Here is a 17,146-nt window from a genome sequence, read left to right on the forward strand (position 1 = left end):
CCCCGGGTAGACATTGCGGGCCACCAGGGAAGCTGGCCGCGGGCCAGCGAACAGGGCCGCCTGCCTCGGCCCCCCTCAGATGTCGAGGAAGCGGACATCCTTGGCGTTGCGCTGGATGAAGCTGCGCCGGGCGTCGACGTCCTCGCCCATCAGGACGCTGAAGAGCTCGTCCGCGACGGCCGCGTCGTCGAGCGTGACCTGCAGCAGGATGCGGCGGTCCGGGTCCATGGTCGTGTCCCACAGCTCGGTCGCGTTCATCTCGCCGAGGCCCTTGAACCGCTGGATCGCGTCCTTGGGCAGCTTTCGGCCGGCCTCGACGCCACGCTCGAGGAGCCCGTCGCGCTCCCGGTCCGAGTAGGCGTACTCCCAGTCCTCCCGACCCCATTTGATCTTGTAGAGCGGGGGCTGCGCGAGGAACACGTGGCCTGCCTCGACGAGCGGGCGCATGAACCGGAACAGCAGCGTGAGCAGCAGCGTCCGGATGTGCTGGCCGTCGACGTCGGCGTCCGCCATCAGCACGATCTTGTGATACCGCAGCTTGGCGATGTCGAACTCGTCGTGAATACCCGTGCCCAGCGCCTGGATCAGGGCCTGGACCTCTGTGTTCTTCAGGACCCGGTCGATCCGGGCCTTCTCGACGTTGAGGATCTTGCCCCGCAGCGGCAGGATCGCCTGGAACTTCGAGTCGCGGCCGCCCTTGGCCGAGCCGCCCGCCGAGTCACCCTCGACGATGTAGAGCTCGCAGCGCTCCGGGTCGGTGTACTGGCAGTCCGACAGCTTGCCGGGCAGGCCAGTGCCACCGAGCAGGCCCTTGCGCCGGGTCAGGTCCCGGGCGGCGCGGGCGGCGATCCGGGCCCGCTGCGCGTCGAGCGCCTTGCCGACGATGCTGCGCGCCTCGACCCGGTTCGCGTCGAACCAGTCCCGCAGCGCGGAGTAGCACATCTCCTGCACGAACTTCTTCGCCTCGGTGTTGCCGAGCTTGGTCTTCGTCTGGCCCTCGAACTGCGGCTCGGCCAGCTTGACCGAGATGATCGCGGTGAGGCCCTCACGGATGTCGTCGCCGGAGAGGCGCTCGTCGGTGTTCTTCGCGCCCGCCTTCACCGGCTTGAGCAGGTTCTGCTCCTTGGCGTAGACGTTCACCGCGCTGGTGAGCGCCGCCCGGAAGCCCTCCTCGTGGGTGCCGCCCTCGTGCGTGTTGATCGTGTTCGCGAAGGTGTAGACCGACTCGTTATAGCCGGCGTTCCACTGCATCGCGACCTCGGCCTCGATGCCCTTCGCCTTGGCCTCGAGCGCGACGATCGTCTTGTGGATCGGGTCCTTCGTCGCGTTCAGGTGGTTGACGAAGTCGACCAGGCCCTTCTCGTACATGAACGCGACCTCGACCGGCTCCTCGGGCCGCTCGTCGCGCAGCGTCAGGGAGATGCCCTTGTTCAGGAAGGCCATCTCCTGCAGCCGGCGGTACAGGGTCTCGTACTTGTACTCGGTGGTCTCGAAGATCGTCGGGTCGGCCCAGAACGTGACCGTGGTACCGGTGCGCTCGTTCCTCTTCAGCGGCGCCCGCTTCTCCAGCGCCCCGGCCCGTTGGTCGGTGTAACGCTGGAACCAGGTGAAGCCGTCGACCTTGATCTCGACCTCGACCTTGGTCGACAGCGCGTTGACGACACTGATGCCGACGCCGTGCAGGCCTCCGGAGACCGCGTACGACTCGCCGTCGAACTTGCCGCCCGCGTGCAGGACGGTGAGCACGACCTCGACCGTCGGCTTCTTCTCGGTGGGGTGCATCCCGACCGGAATTCCGCGACCGTTGTCGACGACACGCACGCCGCCGTCAGCGAGCAGGGTTACCGCGATGGTGTCGCAGTATCCGGCGAGAGCTTCGTCGACGGAGTTGTCGACCACCTCGTAGACGAGGTGGTGCAGGCCACGCTCGCCGGTGGAGCCGATGTACATACCCGGCCGCTTGCGGACCGCGTCGAGACCCTCGAGAACCTTGATCGAACTTGCGTCGTACGCCACGCGCAGCGTCCCTCTCTTCAGATCCTCGCCAGGTCCCTCGGCAGGCCCGCTCGTCCGCCCCCGCGTGCGAGGGCCGTCCGGGCGGGCCTCGTTGTTGCAAGGCGCTCGTTGTGGGCCGAAGTCCCTTTCAGTCTACCCGGCAACGCACCACAACAGACGCAGGGTGGGCTCTGACGTCTGCGTAGCGGGCCGAACGAGGGCCGGGCGAACCCCCCCTACGAGGCGGGCGGCCTCAACGGCCGTGAGGCCGATCCACGCCGGTCGCCGCTTGACGGCCGGCTCACAGCACCTTCCGGACCTGACGCGGCCACCCCGCCCGACGGTGTCACGGACGACCGCCAGGCCCCGCCGCCGATCGGCCCAGGACCGGCGGTACGAGGCGGCTCCCGGCGTCGCCAGGCGCCTGCCGCGCGGCCCGGAGAGGTGCGTCGGAACCCCTCAGCCGTAGGTATCCCGAGGCCCGCGACCACCCGGCATCTGGGCCGGGCCATGCCGCCAGGACGGCGCGGACGGACCCCGCACCGTGATCCCGGTGACGATGCCCTGGCCTAGCTCGCGGCGCAGCACGCCGAGCAGCCGCGGGGCCAGCAGCCGGAGCTGGGTGGCCCAGGCAGTGGACTCCGCCTCCAGCTCCAGCAAGCCGTCGCGCAGCGAGACCGGGGTCGCGTGCGAGGCGATCTCCGGGCCGACGATCACATCCCATCTGGCCAGCACACCGGAGTCCGTCGCCCTGGTCTGCCAGCCACGGGCGGCCAGCAGCCGGTTGATCGAGGCCGCGAAGCTGGTCGGCTCGCGCCACTCCCGGCCGGGCGCCGCGATCCCCGGCTGACGGGGCCGGCGTGGCGGCTCCCGGTCGTCGTCCGCCGGGATGGTGCGGTCCGCAGGGGGTGACGTGGCGTCGGCCCCTCGGCCAGGGCCGCCCCCGCAGCCAGGCCGGCCGCCCCTGGATCGGGCCCGCGCGTCCGCCTTCGCGGCGGCGAGCACCTGGCGGGCCAGGTCCGCGCCCGTGACCCGGGGAGCGGCAGCGCTCTGGTCGGGTTCAGCCGGATCGGTCGGCATCAAGCACCTCCCCCCGGTGGACGGTGAACCGCGGCCCGACCAACTCCGCCGGCACGTCCGCGCCGACCGCGGCCGTGATCAGCACCTGCTCGGCCGACGCCACCAGTTCGGCGAGCCGGCGGCGGCGATGCGCGTCCAGCTCCGCGAAGACGTCGTCCAGCAGCAGTACCGGTGCGCGGTCGTCGGCGTCGAGCAGCTCGTACGACGCCAGCCGCAGCGCGAGCGCGAGCGACCAGGACTCGCCGTGGCTCGCGTAGCCGCGAGCCGGGCGCCCGCCGACCGCCAGCGCGAGCTCGTCGCGGTGCGGGCCGACCAGGGTCACGCCCCGCTCTATCTCCCGGGGCCGCACACGTGCGAGCTCTGCGATCAGCGCGGCCGCGATCGCCTCCCGGTCCGCACCCTCCGGCAGCTCCACCCCGCAGCGGTAGTCGACACCGACGCCCTGCCCGGTCACGTCCTCGTCCGCGGTTCCGGCCACAGCGGCGTACGCGGCCCGGACCCGGGGACGCAGCTCGTCGACGAGGGCCAGCCGGGCGGCGAGCAGCTCGGCGCCGTGCTGGGCCAGCGCCTGGTCCCAGGAATCGAGGGTGCGCAGGTCGCCGTGGGCACGCAGCAGGGTCGTTCGCTGGCGCAGTACCCGTTCGTAGTCGGCGATCACCGCGGCCAGCCGCGGCGTCCTGGCGACCAGCAGGTCATCGAGGAACCGCCTGCGCTCGCCCGGATCGCCCTTGACCATCGCCAGGTCCTCCGGCGCGAACAGGACGACGGACAGCAGGCCGAGCAGGTCGCGTGGGCGGCTGAGCGGCCGGCGGTTCAGCCAGACCTTGTTGGCCCGGCCGGTGACGATCTCGATCTCGGCCAGCGCGGCCCGGTCACCACGCACGATCCGCGACCGGACCACGGCCCGCTCGGCGCCCTCGCGAATCAGCGGCGCGTCGCCGGAGACTCGGTGACTACCGAGGGTGGCGACGTAGCCAACGGCCTCGAGCAGGTTCGTCTTGCCCTGGCCGTTGGCCCCCACGAAGGTGACCACCCCGGGCGAAAGCGTCAGCTCCAGCGCCGGGTAGGACCGGAAGTCGACCAGTTGCAGGTGCGTGACGTACACGTCACCCGGTCAGCCGTTCAGCTGAATGGGCATGAGCAGGTAGCGGTAGTCCGGCAGCTCGTCGCCGGCGCCCTTACCGGTCAGGATGGCCGGCTTCTTCGCCGCCACCTCGGCGTCCTCGGCGCTGGCGAAGCCGAACTCGACCTGGTCGGACTCGACCGCCGTCAGCGCGTCCTGCAGGTACGCGGGGTTGAACGCGACCTCCAGGTCGGGACCGTCGTAGGTCGCGGGCAGCGTCTCGGAGGCCTGCGCCTCGCCGCCGTGGCTGCCAGCCTCCAGCCGCAGGTGGTCGGCGCTGAACGCCAGCCGCACCGGCGCGGTCTTCGGGGCCACCAGCGCGACCCGCTTGACCGCCTCCAGGAGCGGGGCCTTCTCCGCCTGGGCGGCCAGCGGGCACGAGTCCGGCAGCAGCTTGCGGTAGGGCGGGAACTGGCCGTCGACGAGCCTGGTCGTGGTCTGGCGGTGGTTGCCCGCGAAACCGGCGAGTGCCTCCCCGGACGGGCCGGTGCCGAGCGCGATCGCGACCTGGGCCGTCCCGCCGCCCAGCGAGCGGGCCGTGTCCAGCAGTGTGCGCGCCGGGATGAGCGCGACCCCGGACGCGTCGGGGCTCGACGGGCTCCACTTGAGGGTTCGCACCGCGAGCCGGTAACGGTCGGTGGCGGCGAGGGTGAGGGTGTCTCCCTCGATCTCCAGCCGGACGCCGGTCAGCACGGGCAGCGTGTCGTCCTTGCCCGCGGCCACCGCCACCTGGGCGACGGCGGCGCCGAACGCGCCGCCCTCGATGTGTCCGGTGACCGGCGGCAGCGGGGGCAGCGTCGGGTACTCGTCGACGGGCAGCGTCTGCAGGGTGAACCGGGCGTTGCCGCAGGTGATGATCAGCTTGTTGTCGTCGGTCTCGACCTCGACCGGCGCGGCCGGTAGCTGCTTGGTGATGTCCGCGAGCATCCGTCCCGGCGCCAGCGCGCGGCCCTCCTCGTGGACGGTCGCCTCCAGCGTCGCCTGCGCCGCGACCTCGTAGTCGAAGGCGGCGACGACCAGGCCCGGCGCAGTCGCGTCCAGCAGCAGGCCCATCAGCACCTGCTGGTTGGTCGCTGTCGCCGAACGGCTCGGCAGGCTGCGCGCGGTCCAGGCGACCGCTTCGGTGAACTCGTCCCGTTCAACCCGGAACTTCATGCCTGCCTCCTCAGCGACGAACGTGGTCCAGCATCTCAGAGCCCTCCGACGCGTTCGCGAGCGGTCCAGTGGTACGGCGAACGCGGAGCGTCACGTCGGGTCGGCGAGGCGTGAAGCCGGCCCGCTCGGGACCGAGGCGACCGAGGCCGCGCGAGCGTCATCCCCAGGCCCTAGTTCTTCGAGCTTTTGATCTTCTAATTAGAAATCTTGGTAGTGGTAGTAGTAGGGGCTGTGGAAACTGTGGAAAACTCGCGTTTTCCCAGGTCAGGCCGCAGATTGGCCGGTGGAGATCGTGTGGGTCGACCTGTGCGTGACGCCGGTAGTTGTCCACACCGCTCGCTGTCCCCCGGCGCCATCCACCGTCCATCCACCGGTTACACCCAGGTCGTCCCCAGGCTGTCCCCTGGTTCTCCACAGGAGCCGGGGGCCTTGAGCCGGGTCCCGAAGTGATCTCCGGCGGTCGCGAGCGGACGGCTGCCCCCAGGTAATCCACAGGCTTGTCCACAAGCTGTGGGTGAATACCACCCAAGTGGTCTCGTGGGTCCTGAGCCCTGCGTTGGGGGTCCATCACGGCCAGCGAGAGTTGAGGGCGGGGGTCGAGCACGCTCCGTCCCCGTGCGCACATATACGGCGCATATCGGGCATATGGGGCTCTTGGTGGGTCGACCAGTAGGCGCGATTCGGGCGCCGTGCCGAGCGGAACCGGTCAGGCCGACCATCCCCGCTGGAACCCACAGGCTGTGGACAATCCCTGGGTATTACCGAAGATGTCGGGCCCAAGAGCTTGTGCTTGAAGATCGACGGCAGCCCGGACGGTGACCGCCCGTCAACCGCGCTGGTTCCAGCCTCGGGCTAGACCCAGCCGCCGGGCTTACAGATGGCGCGTCTCGGCGCGGATGCGGTTGGTCAGCTCGGTGACCTGGTTGTAGATCGCCCGGCGCTCCGCCATCAGCCCGCGGATCTTGCGATCGGCATGCATGACGGTCGTGTGGTCGCGACCGCCGAAGTGCTGACCGATCTTGGGCAGCGACAGGTCGGTGAGCTCCCGGCACAGGTACATCGCGATCTGGCGGGCCGTCACCAGCACCCGGCTGCGCGACGTCCCGCACAGGTCCTCCATCGAGACGCCGAAGTAGGACGCCGTCGCGTTCATGATCGAGGTGGCTGTGATCTCCGTGTTGGTCGCGTCCGGGATGAGGTCGCGCAGCACGATCTCGGCCAGCGTCCGGTCGACGTGCGACTTGTTCAGGCTCGCGAACGCGGCCACCCGGATCAGGGCGCCCTCGAGCTCGCGGATGTTGCGCTCGATGTGCGTCGCGATGTATTCGAGCACGTCCGGTGGCACTGGGAGCCGCTCGATCGCCGCCTTCTTGGACAGGATCGCGATCCTGGTCTCCAGGTCAGGCGGGGTGACGTCGGTGATCAGGCCCCACTCGAACCTGCTGCGCAGCCGGTCCTCCAGCGCCGAGAGCTGGCGCGGCGAGCGGTCCGAGGAGATGACCAGCTGCTTCTCGGTGTCGTGCAGGACGTTGAACGTGTGGAAGAACTCCTCCTGCGTCCGCTCCTTGTTCTCCAGGAACTGGATGTCGTCGACGAGCAGCACGTCGATGTCCCGGTAGCGGCGCTGGAACGCCTGCTGGCGGTCGTCGCGGATGGAGTTGATGAAGTCGTTCGTGAACTCCTCGGTGCTGACGTACTTCACCTGCGCGTCCGGGTAGAGCTTCTTCGTGTAGTGCCCGATCGCGTGCAGCAGGTGGGTCTTGCCGAGGCCGGAGTCGCCGTAGATGAACAGCGGGTTGTAGGCCTTGGCCGGCGCCTCGGCGACGGCGACCGACGCGGCGTGCGGGAACCGGTTGCTGTCGCCGATGACGAACGTCTCGAAGACGTACCGCGGGTTGAGCCGGGCCGGCTCCGACGGGCGCGGCTCCGGGTCGCGGCCGAGGCCGGTGGCCACCCGCTGGATGGGCGAGGTCGGCGAGCCCAGCGGTGAGTCCGCGCGCCCGTCGTGGCCCGTGCCCGCGGCACCGGCCGACCCAGCTCCGGCGAGCGCCGCCTGCGGCAGCACCATCGGGCCGGTCATCGGCTCCGGGTCGGGCAGATGCTCGACGGTGACGGCTACCCGGATCTCCCTGCCATAGGCGGCGGTCAGCGCGGTCGACAGGAACGGGCGCAGCCGTGAGTCGAGCAGGTCCTTGGTGAACTCGTTCGGCGCGGCGAGCAGCGCGGTGTCCTGCACGAGGCCGAGCGGCCGGGTCAGCCGCAGCCAGGCGCGCTGCTGCGCGGACAGTGTGCCGTCCGCGACGCCGGCGACGGCCTGGCGCCAGACCTCGTGCAGGTCCGGGTCCTCGCCGAGCGGAAGCTGGCGCTGGGAGCCCGTGACGGGGGTGGTGTCGCGGTCGGTCACGGGTGCTCCTCGATACGTCGGCCAGTGAGGTGTCGGCCGGTTCGGCTGGTGGCCGACGGAGCCGCGACGATGGTCACGGTCGGGTCTCCTTCGGCCGGGGCGCGGTGTTGGGGACGAGGATCGGGCCCGGCGTGCCGCCAAGGTTTCCACATAGTCGTCCACAACCTGTGTACGGACATGACACCGCATCCGGCGTGGCGCCGGCACGGTAGGGCGGACGGTGGGCATCCAGACATCCAGGGACTCGGCCCTCGATGGGCGCTGGTCGGTGCGGCGGGCACTGTGTGGTCCGGGCGTGTGTAGGCTGGTGCGTCGCCAGCCCACTCCTGTCGGCACTTCTACGGCGTCGCGCTCGGCCCGGCATTGCGTCGGCGACGCGCGCGCTGCGAGCCGGGGGCAGTGTTGGCGTAGCCTGAGTACGCGCGGTGTTGCCCGCGTGTCCCGTCCGCCTGTCCCGGCCCGTCAGCACCGCGGCCTGTAACCACGGAGTCGTCACGTGAGCAAGCGCACCTTCCAGCCGAACAACCGTCGGCGGTCCAAGACCCACGGGTTCCGGCTGCGGATGCGTACCCGTGCCGGCCGCGCCATCATTTCCGGCCGCCGCCGCAAGGGCCGCGCCGAACTGTCCGCCTGACGGCGGACCTCGCCGGCGCGCGGTTACCGGCCTCCGATGCTCCCCGCCCGTTCCCGGGTCGCGTCCCGGGCGGAGCATGCCCAGGTCGGGCGAGGTGGTCGCCGGTTCAGCTGCCATCCACTGGTTGTTCACGCTCTGCGCACCGACGATTCCGGCCCGGCGAGGGCCGGCTTCGTGGTGAGCCGCAAGGTCGGCGCGGCCGTGACCCGCAACCGGGTCCGCCGCCGGCTGCGCGAGCAGACCAGGTCCCGGCTGGCCTCGGTGCCAGCGGGAACCCTGCTGGTCATCCGTGCGCTGCCCGCCGCCGCGGAAGCCAGCTCGGCCGAGCTCGGCCTCGCTCTCGACCGAGGTTTCGCCGCGGTGCGATCGGCTCGGCCCGGTCCCGACCGTGCCGACCCGGGACGCCCACGCAGGAGTCGGGGATGACCGCGCTCGCCTGGGCCGGGATCGTCCTCGGCGCCTTCGCCCTCCTCGACCTCGCGCTCGCGTCCGCTGCACTACGCCAACGGGCGCCCCGGATCGCCCGTGACCAGTCCGGAGCCGTCCGCGGCCCGCTCGCCTGGGTGCTCGGCGCGCTCATCCGCGGTTACCAGCTCGTCTGGTCACCCCGGTCGGCCGGCGCGTGCCGATTTGATCCATCCTGCAGCGTCTACGCGCTCTCCGCCGTTCGTATACACGGGGGCGTGCGCGGAGGCCTGCTCGCCGGCTGGCGGCTCCTACGCTGCCAGCCGCTATCCCGCGGTGGGTACGACCCAGTACCTGTAGAGTCCGCCCGAGGGGCCTGGAGGAGTTAGACCGGTGCTGGATCCGCTTTACCATCTCGCGGCGAACTCGATCGTCTTCTTCCACAAGGGCTTCGGGCCGATCTTCGGCGAGAGCAGCTTCTTCGCCTGGGCGTTCTCGGTCGCCCTGCTGGTCGTCTGTGTCCGCATCCTGATCTTCCCGCTGTTCGTCAAGCAGGTGAAGTCGCAGCGGACGATGCAGCTCATGCAGCCCCGGATCAAGGAGATCCGGGAGAAGTATGGGCATGACAAGCAGCAGATGAACCAGAAGATGATGGAGCTGCAGAAGGAGCACGGGAACCCGCTGCTCGGCTGCCTCCCGATCTTCCTGCAGATCCCGCTGTTCATCTCGCTGTTCCACGTCTTCACCCACATGGCCCCGGTCACGAGGAACGGGAAGCTGGAGTGGGTCGACCGCGTCGGCCTGACCGGCGCGACGATTGAGAAGATCGCGAAGGCCAAGATCTGGGGCATCTCGCTCTCGACGAACTTCAACTCGTCGAAGGCACTGCTGGACGAACTGCACGCGAACAGCACGCACATCAAGATCGTCTGTGTCGTGCTCATCCTGTTGATGGCCGCGACGACGTTCTTCACGCAGCGCCAGATCATGGCCCGCACCGGTGGGACCGTCGACCCACAGCAGGCGATCGTCCAGAAGGTCATGCTCTACGGCTCGCCGATCACCCTGGCGGTCTTCGGTTTCCGCTTCCCGGTCGCCGTGCTGATCTACTGGCTCGTCACGAACCTGTGGAGCATGGGCCAGCAGTTCTTCGTCATCAAGCGGATGCCGCCGGTCGGGGAGGCAGCCGGAACCGGCAAGCTGCCTGCCGCCCGCACCGCCGCTGCGGTGTCCGACCGGCCCACCCCCCCTCGTCCGGCCCCGGGCGCCCGCCCCGCCCCCGGCGCCCGAGCCGGTGCCAAGGGCAAGACAGCTCCGAAGCCGGCCACGCTGACCAAGGCGACCCCCGCAGCCGACGGCCCGTCCGTCAACGGCGCGGCGGTGAAGAGCGGCGCGGCCACCAAGACCGGCGCCAGCGGCACGGCCCCGGCAGGCACCCGGTCACCCCGCGGCGGTACTTCCAAGCGGGTGGTTCAGCCGCCTGCCGCCGCGGAGGCAGGTACGCCGCCCGCGGCCCAGGATGTGAGTAAGTCCAGTGACGCCGAGCCGCCCGCTGGTTCCGCCGCCGACTCGGCCAGGCCGGTCCCGGCTGGAGTCCAGCGTCACGTCGGCGGGTCACGTCCGGCCGCGAAGCGGCGCAGCGGCGGCAAGGGGAAGCGACCCGGCGGCCGGCGGTGACCGCTGCCGCGCCCGCGGCCCCTTTCCTCCGGCTGGACCCGGCGTTCCGATTGCGTACCGCCACTCACGGCGGTCCCCCAACCCCATGGAGTTGCGCTGATGAGCGGTTCTGACATCGCCGTTGGCCCTGACGAAGACGCCCCGCGGGTCGATGAGCCCGCGAGCGCTCAGCAGCGGCTGACCGCCCTGGAGCAGGAAGGCGAAATCGCCGCCGACTACATCGAGGGCCTGCTCGACATCGTCGACATGGATGGCGATCTCGACCTGGACGTCGAAGGCAGCCGCGCCGTCGTCGCGGTCGTCGGTGACGACCTGGACAAGCTGATCGGGTCCAACGGAGAGACCCTCGAGGCGCTGCAGGAGCTGACCAGGCTCGCGGTGCTGCAGAAGACCGGCGAGCGCAGCCGGCTGATGCTCGACGTCGGCGGTCATCGGGCTCGCCGCCGCGCGGAGTTGCGCGAGCTTGCCACGGAGGTGGCCAAGCGGGTCGCGGGCGGGGCCAAGCAGGAGAAACTCGCGCCGATGACGCCGTTCGAGCGCAAGGTCGTGCACGACGTCATCGCCGACGTCGACGGCGTGCGCAGCGAGTCGGAGGGCGAAGAGCCGAACCGCTGCGTCGTCGTCATGCCGGTCTGACCGCCCGATCGTCGAGGTGAGCCGAGACCCGAGCCCTGGGCGGCCGGTCCACGACGGGACTCCAGCTGCGTCGGGGGGTCTGGCTGAGACGGGCCTGGCGCCGGTCGGCCTGGCTCAGGTAGGCGATGCCTCGATCCGCTCGGCAGAATCGGGCGTTGCTCCGGTCGGCTTGGCCTCCGAGTCGGGCGTCGCCGCGGCCAGCCTGGCCGAGGTGGGCGTCGCCTCGGCCTCCGCTGGTTCGACACCGCGCCGCGGGCGGGCCTGGGGGGTCTCCCTCCTCGATCTCTGGTGGGCCGGTGGTGTCGGCGGGGCGCTCGTAGCCGTTGACGTCGTGCTACGCGCCTACCTGCGCCGACCGTTCTGGTACGACGAGATCTGGCGGGGGCATTTCGTCAGCGAGCCGCTCGGGACCTTCTGGCCGGAGCTGGCCAAGGCCAATACCCCGTCGGCCACCGGCTGGGTCGTGATGGAACGGCTCGGTGGGGACGTACTCGGCTGGCATACCTGGGTCCTGCGGCTGCCGGGATTCGTCGCGCTGCCGCTGCTTGGGGTTGGGATCACGCTGCTGGTCGGTCGCTTCGCCGGACGACTGGCTGGAGCGTTCGCCGCGCTGTGGATCTGTCTGAACAGCACTCTTCTCGACCTCGGTACCCAGTTGAAGCCATACACCATCGAGACCCTCGCCGCGGTCGTCGCTGTCCTCCTCTGGTTGGCCGGCGAGCCCACGGCGACCGATGCCGCCCCAGACAACGCACGAGGCGAAGGCCTCCACCGTGCAGTTCCCGGCGGGGTCAGAGAGGGTGCGGTCCTCGGGGGCGTCGGTGACGACGCTGAGCCCAGCAGTCCTGCCGGGCCACAACCGGCCGCAGATGCCGGCCTTGATGGCCCCTCCAGCGGACTCGGGGCCGGCAACGAGGCTGATGCGCTCAGGTCCACCGGCGACGGGCCGCGTCGCCTGAACCGGGGTCGGCTGGCGCGGCGGACAGCCGCCGGGGTGATCAGCCTGTTCTCAGTCCCGGCGATCTTCATCATCGCGCCGCTGGCGGCGGCAGACATCCTTCTCGCGGCGCAGGCGGCCTGGCGGCGGAGGCGGTCTCGGGACGCCCTGCTGGCCGGCGGGTGGCGTGCTGTGGAGGCGCTGCCCGCGCTCGTCCTCACGGCGGCCAACACGTTCCTCTTCGTCGGGCACCAGTCCAGCCAGCGGCTCGGGCACTACTGGGACGCGCAGTTCCTCGCCGGCCGCGGCCTGGCGGGCGGGCTCGCCTTCGTCGGGCGGCAGTTGCGCGACATCGTCACCGGCACGCCGCCGGGCATCGACCGGTACGACCCAAGCCTGCTGCACCCCCCGACCGACGGCTCGTGGGCGTCCTACTGGGTGCTCGCTCCCGCGGTCGTCGTCTGCGGCCTCGCCGGCGTCGCGGTGCTCGCCCGACGGCACGACGGCAGGCTGCTCCTTCTCGCGCTCGGCGGCGCCCAGGCGGCGATGCTGGCCGCGAGTGCCATCCGGTTCTGGCCGTTCGGCCCCACTCGCACCAACCTGTTCCTGGTCCCGTTGCTCGTGCTCGTGGTCGTAACCGGCGCCGCGACCCTGGTGCGTCGGGTCGCCGCCGCGGCTGCCGGGGCGGTCGCCAGACCGGTTGAAGCCGCGGTGGGTTCGGCCGTCGAGGCACACGTCTCCGGTCCTGCGCGCGGCGTTGGTCGGGTCGGCATCGTCGCGTCGGCGGTCGTGGTCATCGTCGCGGTCGCCGTCGCCGGAACAACCGCGCAGATCTCGTCGGCCTCGAAGGACGGCCGGCTGTATGGGCAACGTGACCGGCTCCGTGGCCTGGACCTGACGGTCGACGCCGCGATCGCGGCCCGCCGGCTCTATCGTCCCGGCGATCTCGTCGTCGTAGGCGGCCGACTTCTGCGGCCCGGCTGGATCTATGCGATGGAAGCCAACGATGACGCGGCCCGGCGCCCGGCCAACCTGCCGGCCAGGCCCGCGGGGGCAGCCGGAGAGGCACCTCGAATTCCGCGGTCGGACACGGTGTTCTTCGTCCAGCCCGGTGCGGGACAGGTCGTGGCCGACGTCGACGCGCGCACCCCGGCGCCGGACCGCATCCTGCTGTTCGTGTTCGACCTCGATGCCACCAGCGCGCGCTCAGACCTGGCCGACCTACGTCGTTCCGGCTGGTGTTCCTCCGAGGCCTATCCCTTTCCCCAGGCCGGCACCCTGACCGTTCTCGTCCACTGTCAGCCCGCGGCTGGCTGAGCAGGTCCGAGAGCGGGATCGCAGAGCACGGTGCCTCACCTCGGCCCGTTCTGCGGAACGCAGAGATCGTCAGGCGGTCAGACGGGATGTTCCGCCTGGCAGCGGTGCTGACAGCGGAGGAGGGCGCGCGACTCGCGGCGGCTATCGACTCGGCGCAAGCAAGCCTGGACGACTCCAGCCCGCAGCCGGCTGACGGGGAGCCAGGCTCCGTCCGACAGACGAGGACGTTTTGGCCATCCCCGGGACCCTGCTGGCCAATTCGGGAGAGCCTCGGTGATCTAGAAGAGTCGCCCAGGCATACGCCGCATAACGGACGCCGGAGCGACCGCTCGCCCCCTGATCGGCGGCCAGTCCCGGCCGAATCGTAGCTGCGTGTAATTGGCCAGCAGGATCCCCCGGGACCGGCGGGCGGACGCGGACGCGCTCGTCGCGTTGGCGGATGGGTTCCTGGCCCGTCCAGCACCGGGCTGATGCATGTAATTCCGCCTAGGGAGCCCGGAGACTTGCTTGCGCTGGGGAGGCGGCGGCATGGCTTCGTGCGGGTTGCCGGGCGCGTCGTGGATGCTGGTCAGATGCGGCGTTTGTGTGGCTGCCCTGCGGCCTGGTCCTCGTCCCTGGTTCGGCTCGATCCCGAGGCGGCCCGGTGAGCGTGGTGGCGCCGCCTCCACCCGTTGCTGCCGAGGTGTTCGGTGCGGCGCTCGATGACGCGATCCGGTACGTCGAGCTACTGGCCACCGCGGGTGTGGAACGCGGGCTGATCGGACCGCGGGAGACCGAGCGGTTGTGGGATCGGCACCTGCTCAACTGCGCGCTCCTCGCGGAGGTTGTCGGGCCCGACGTGACGGTCGTCGATGTCGGCAGCGGCGCGGGTCTGCCGGGGGTGCCACTCGCGTTGGCCCGTCCCGATCTGCGGGTCGTGTTCCTGGAGCCGATGGAGCGCCGGTGTGTCTTCCTACGGGAGGTTGTCGAGGCGCTGGGCGCCACGAGCCGGATGTCCGTGTTGCGGGGCCGCGCGCCGGACGTCGGAATGGGCCGGGACGGGCTACGGTGGGACGTAGCCGTCGCTCGGGCAGTGGCGCCCCTGGAGCGGTTGGGCGGCATGCTGCTTCCGGTTGTTCAACCCGGGGGTGTCATGCTTGCGATGCGAGGTTCACGCGTGGACGAGGAACTCGCGGAAGCGCGGGACGGCCTGCATTCGCAGGGATGGCGCGAGGTACAGGTCCTTCTGTGTGGAAAAGATCGGCTGACCGAGCCCACTCGCCTAGTCTCAGCTGTACGGGTGGCCGACGATGTGGGGCGGGGCGGCGGAGACCGGCACGATGGCAGGCAGCGTGAACGGCGTGGACAGACAGCACGTGAACAGCAACGAGGGGCACGCGGACGGGCGTGTTCCACGTGAAACAGCGTCGACAGGTCTGGGAATGGACCCCCTCGATCCGTCGACCCCGATCGGAGCGGCGGCGGCAGCAGCGGTGGAAGCATTGACCATGGAACGTCGACGGCCCTTCCCGCGGCCCACCAGGCGGCGAATCTTCGCGGTCGCCAACCAGAAGGGCGGCGTCGGTAAGACCACGACGACCGTCAACCTCGCGGCGGCCCTGGCAATGCACGGGGTCCGTGTCCTGGTCGTCGATCTAGACCCTCAGGGCAACGCATCAACGGCGCTCGGGGTGGAACATCGTTCCGGGGTGCCGTCCATCTACGAGGTTCTGCTCGGCGACCGGCCACTCCACGAGGTGGTCGTCGAGTCCGGCGAGGCGGACGGTCTCTACTGCGCCCCCGCGACCATCGATCTCGCCGGCGCGGAGATCGAGCTGGTCTCGATGGTGGCTCGGGAGGGCCGGCTACGCAAAGCGATCGCGTCCCTCTCCAAGGAAGTCGACGTCGACTATGTCTTCATCGACTGCCCGCCGTCGCTCGGTCTGCTCACGGTGAACGCGCTCGTGGCGGCGAAAGAGCTGCTCATCCCGATCCAGTGCGAGTACTACGCGCTGGAGGGTCTTGGGCAGCTGCTACGCAACGTCGACCTGGTGCAGGCGCATCTGAACCAGGAACTCCGGCTCACCACGATCCTGCTGACCATGTACGACTCGCGGACCCGGCTTGCCGACCAGGTCGTCGCGGAGGTCAAGGAGCACTTCGGTGACCGGGTGCTCGGGACGACCATCCCCCGCAACGTCCGGCTGGCGGAGGCGCCCAGCTACGGGCAGTCCGCCCTGACGTACGACCCGGTTTCGCGGGGCTCGCTGTCCTACCTCGCGGCTGCCCGGGAGCTGGCCGAGCGCGGCGTCGAGGCACCGAACGGAACCGTTCGATGAGCCCGCCCCCGCGGCGGGTCGGCGGGCTCGGCAGGGGGCTCGGCGCGCTCATTCCGACCGCGCCGGAGGGGTACGACGGCTACGGTGCCGGCGGTAACGGCAACGGCACGTCGACCCGGCTCGGGTCGGAGCCCGTGCCGGTCCACGGCGCCGTGTTCCGGGAGATCCCGGTCGACTGGGTGGAGCCGAACCCACGTCAGCCTCGGCTGGTCTTCGACGAAGAAGCGCTGGAGGAGCTCGCCGCCAGTCTCCGCGAGGTCGGTCTGCTTCAGCCCGTCGTCGTCCGCGAGGTAATGCCCGATCGGTACGAGCTCGTCATGGGCGAGCGCCGCTGGCGGGCCTCGAAGCTCGCCGGGCTGACCGAGATCCCGGCGATCGTGCGGGAGACCGCCGACGACCAGATGCTCCGGGACGCGCTGCTGGAGAACCTGCACCGCCAGCAGCTCAACCCGCTCGAAGAGGCTGCGGCCTATGAGCAGCTGCTGCGCGAGTTCGGCGCCACACATGACCAGCTCGCCAGCAAACTGGGCCGATCTCGATCCCACGTCACGAACACGATCCGGCTTCTGGCATTGCCGCCGGCCGTCCAGCGCAGGGTCGCCGCCGGTGTGCTTTCTGCCGGCCACGCCCGTGCGCTGCTCGCGCTTGAGGACACCGAGGCCCAGGACCGTCTTGCTACCCGGATCGTCGCCGAGGGCCTGTCCGTGCGCGCTGTCGAGGAAATCGTGGCGTTGGGCGAGGAGGGGCCACGCAAGCGAACGCCGCGGTCGCCCCGCCACACGCCGCCGGCCCTGAACCAGGTCGCCGAGCGCCTTGCCGACCGCCTGGACACAAAGGTGAAGGTCGACATGGGCCGCAACCGGGGCAAGATAACCGTCGAGTTCGCCAGCATCGAGGACCTGGAGCGGATCGTCGCCGCCATCGTCCCTGGCGCCTAGCTCGCGCCTTCTTGCTCGCGGGCCGTCAGGCGGCGTCGCTGGGGGCTGGCGGGTCGGCCGCTCGATCGTTGGCATCGGCAGGTTCCCAGGGACCTGGCGCCAGCTGTTCGCGTGACCGGCAGCCTGCTTCGGCCCGGCCTGGTTCTAGTGCCTTCTCTGGCAGCGTCCGCCCGTTCCGGCGGTGACAAACCCGCTGCTCCCAGCTTCGCCCCGCCACGGCTCGACGGTCCGGTCCGACCTTGCCAGGACCGGTACTGGTCGCGTCGGCCTGCGTGGTCGGCGTATGGCGCCTCTGTCTGGCGAGTTCTCCCATTTCCGCGGATAGCTACGGGTCAGGGCTGAGGCTGTCGGCGCCATCTCGACCTACTCGGTCTCAAGCATCGCTCTCGGCATTCGCCTGGCGGGCCTTGGGCCGTACCTCCCCGGTGGCCCTGCTGCCGAGCGGCGGCCGACGCCCCGGTGCCCCGAGCTAGTGCCGCCTCCGACAAGGTTCGCCCGCTCCCGGCGTCCCCATGATCGCTGCCTCG

The 17,146-nt window shown here is 70.6% G+C and carries 14 protein-coding genes; 9 read left to right on the forward strand and 5 right to left on the reverse strand.

Going from position 1 to position 17,146, the window contains the following annotated elements; translation table 11 throughout:
* Positions 1-75: 75 nt before the first annotated feature.
* The 5 genes from gyrB to dnaA form a co-directional block, all read right to left on the reverse strand.
* Positions 76-2,016, reverse strand: a complete 1,941-nt coding sequence (gene gyrB / locus FRADC12_RS13405) for a DNA topoisomerase (ATP-hydrolyzing) subunit B (protein ID WP_045876905.1) — start codon at positions 2,014-2,016, stop codon at positions 76-78.
* A 438-nt stretch (positions 2,017-2,454) separates the two neighbouring features.
* Positions 2,455-3,075, reverse strand: coding sequence for a DciA family protein (locus tag FRADC12_RS13410; RefSeq protein ID WP_198152893.1), 621 nt, complete (start codon positions 3,073-3,075; stop codon positions 2,455-2,457).
* Positions 3,056-4,180 (reverse strand): DNA replication/repair protein RecF, encoded by a 1,125-nt coding sequence (recF, locus tag FRADC12_RS13415; protein WP_045876906.1) that lies wholly within the window; start codon positions 4,178-4,180, stop codon positions 3,056-3,058. Before recF ends, FRADC12_RS13410 begins: the two co-directional genes overlap by 20 nt.
* A gap of 9 nt (positions 4,181-4,189) precedes the next feature.
* Complete coding sequence (dnaN, locus tag FRADC12_RS13420; RefSeq protein WP_045876907.1) at positions 4,190-5,353, reverse strand: DNA polymerase III subunit beta; 1,164 nt, start codon at positions 5,351-5,353, stop codon at positions 4,190-4,192.
* A gap of 871 nt (positions 5,354-6,224) precedes the next feature.
* Positions 6,225-7,757 carry a chromosomal replication initiator protein DnaA gene (gene dnaA / locus FRADC12_RS13425; protein WP_045876908.1) on the reverse strand — a complete coding sequence of 511 codons (1,533 nt, stop codon included), beginning with the start codon at positions 7,755-7,757 and terminating at the stop codon, positions 6,225-6,227.
* Positions 7,758-8,253: 496 nt separating this feature from the next.
* On the opposite strand from dnaA, the gene rpmH reads away from it, so the two are divergent.
* From rpmH to FRADC12_RS13470, 9 genes are all read left to right on the forward strand, one after another.
* The gene (gene rpmH, locus FRADC12_RS13430) at positions 8,254-8,391 is read left to right on the forward strand and encodes a 50S ribosomal protein L34 (RefSeq protein ID WP_013428281.1); all 138 of its coding nucleotides are present in this window, start codon (positions 8,254-8,256) and stop codon (positions 8,389-8,391) included.
* A gap of 36 nt (positions 8,392-8,427) precedes the next feature.
* A complete protein-coding gene (gene rnpA, locus FRADC12_RS13435) occupies positions 8,428-8,817 on the forward strand; it encodes a ribonuclease P protein component (protein WP_045876909.1) in 390 nt (129 codons plus the stop codon).
* Positions 8,814-9,185, forward strand: a complete 372-nt coding sequence (yidD, locus tag FRADC12_RS29750) for a membrane protein insertion efficiency factor YidD (RefSeq protein WP_084010701.1) — start codon at positions 8,814-8,816, stop codon at positions 9,183-9,185. The genes rnpA and yidD overlap by 4 nt, the downstream gene beginning before the upstream one ends.
* A gap of 4 nt (positions 9,186-9,189) precedes the next feature.
* Positions 9,190-10,473, forward strand: coding sequence for a membrane protein insertase YidC (gene yidC, locus FRADC12_RS13445; protein WP_045876911.1), 1,284 nt, complete (start codon positions 9,190-9,192; stop codon positions 10,471-10,473).
* A 99-nt stretch (positions 10,474-10,572) separates the two neighbouring features.
* Positions 10,573-11,109, forward strand: coding sequence for a Jag family protein (locus FRADC12_RS13450; RefSeq protein ID WP_045876912.1), 537 nt, complete (start codon positions 10,573-10,575; stop codon positions 11,107-11,109).
* A 169-nt stretch (positions 11,110-11,278) separates the two neighbouring features.
* Entirely contained in the window at positions 11,279-13,363 is a 2,085-nt protein-coding gene (locus tag FRADC12_RS13455; protein WP_502685249.1) for a hypothetical protein, read from the forward strand.
* A gap of 643 nt (positions 13,364-14,006) precedes the next feature.
* Positions 14,007-14,762, forward strand: coding sequence for a 16S rRNA (guanine(527)-N(7))-methyltransferase RsmG (rsmG, locus tag FRADC12_RS13460; protein WP_084010703.1), 756 nt, complete (start codon positions 14,007-14,009; stop codon positions 14,760-14,762).
* An 88-nt stretch (positions 14,763-14,850) separates the two neighbouring features.
* Positions 14,851-15,681 carry a ParA family protein gene (locus FRADC12_RS13465; RefSeq protein WP_045876914.1) on the forward strand — a complete coding sequence of 277 codons (831 nt, stop codon included), beginning with the start codon at positions 14,851-14,853 and terminating at the stop codon, positions 15,679-15,681.
* Complete coding sequence (locus FRADC12_RS13470) at positions 15,678-16,619, forward strand: ParB/RepB/Spo0J family partition protein (protein ID WP_045876915.1); 942 nt, start codon at positions 15,678-15,680, stop codon at positions 16,617-16,619. Before FRADC12_RS13465 ends, FRADC12_RS13470 begins: the two co-directional genes overlap by 4 nt.
* Positions 16,620-17,146: the final 527 nt, after the last annotated feature.

This window comes from Pseudofrankia sp. DC12 (genome assembly GCF_000966285.1).
Classification (GTDB): Bacteria; Actinomycetota; Actinomycetes; order Frankiales; family Frankiaceae; genus Pseudofrankia.

Coding starts and splice junctions, on each gene's coding strand:
- FRADC12_RS13410 (WP_198152893.1), bottom strand. CDS start 3,075: ATGCCGACCGATCCGGCTGAACCCGACCAGAGCGCTGCCGCTCCCCGG.
- dnaN (WP_045876907.1), bottom strand. CDS start 5,353: ATGAAGTTCCGGGTTGAACGGGACGAGTTCACCGAAGCGGTCGCCTGG.
- rnpA (WP_045876909.1), top strand. CDS start 8,428: ATGCTCCCCGCCCGTTCCCGGGTCGCGTCCCGGGCGGAGCATGCCCAG.
- yidD (WP_084010701.1), top strand. CDS start 8,814: ATGACCGCGCTCGCCTGGGCCGGGATCGTCCTCGGCGCCTTCGCCCTC.
- FRADC12_RS13450 (WP_045876912.1), top strand. CDS start 10,573: ATGAGCGGTTCTGACATCGCCGTTGGCCCTGACGAAGACGCCCCGCGG.
- FRADC12_RS13465 (WP_045876914.1), top strand. CDS start 14,851: ATGGAACGTCGACGGCCCTTCCCGCGGCCCACCAGGCGGCGAATCTTC.
- FRADC12_RS13470 (WP_045876915.1), top strand. CDS start 15,678: ATGAGCCCGCCCCCGCGGCGGGTCGGCGGGCTCGGCAGGGGGCTCGGC.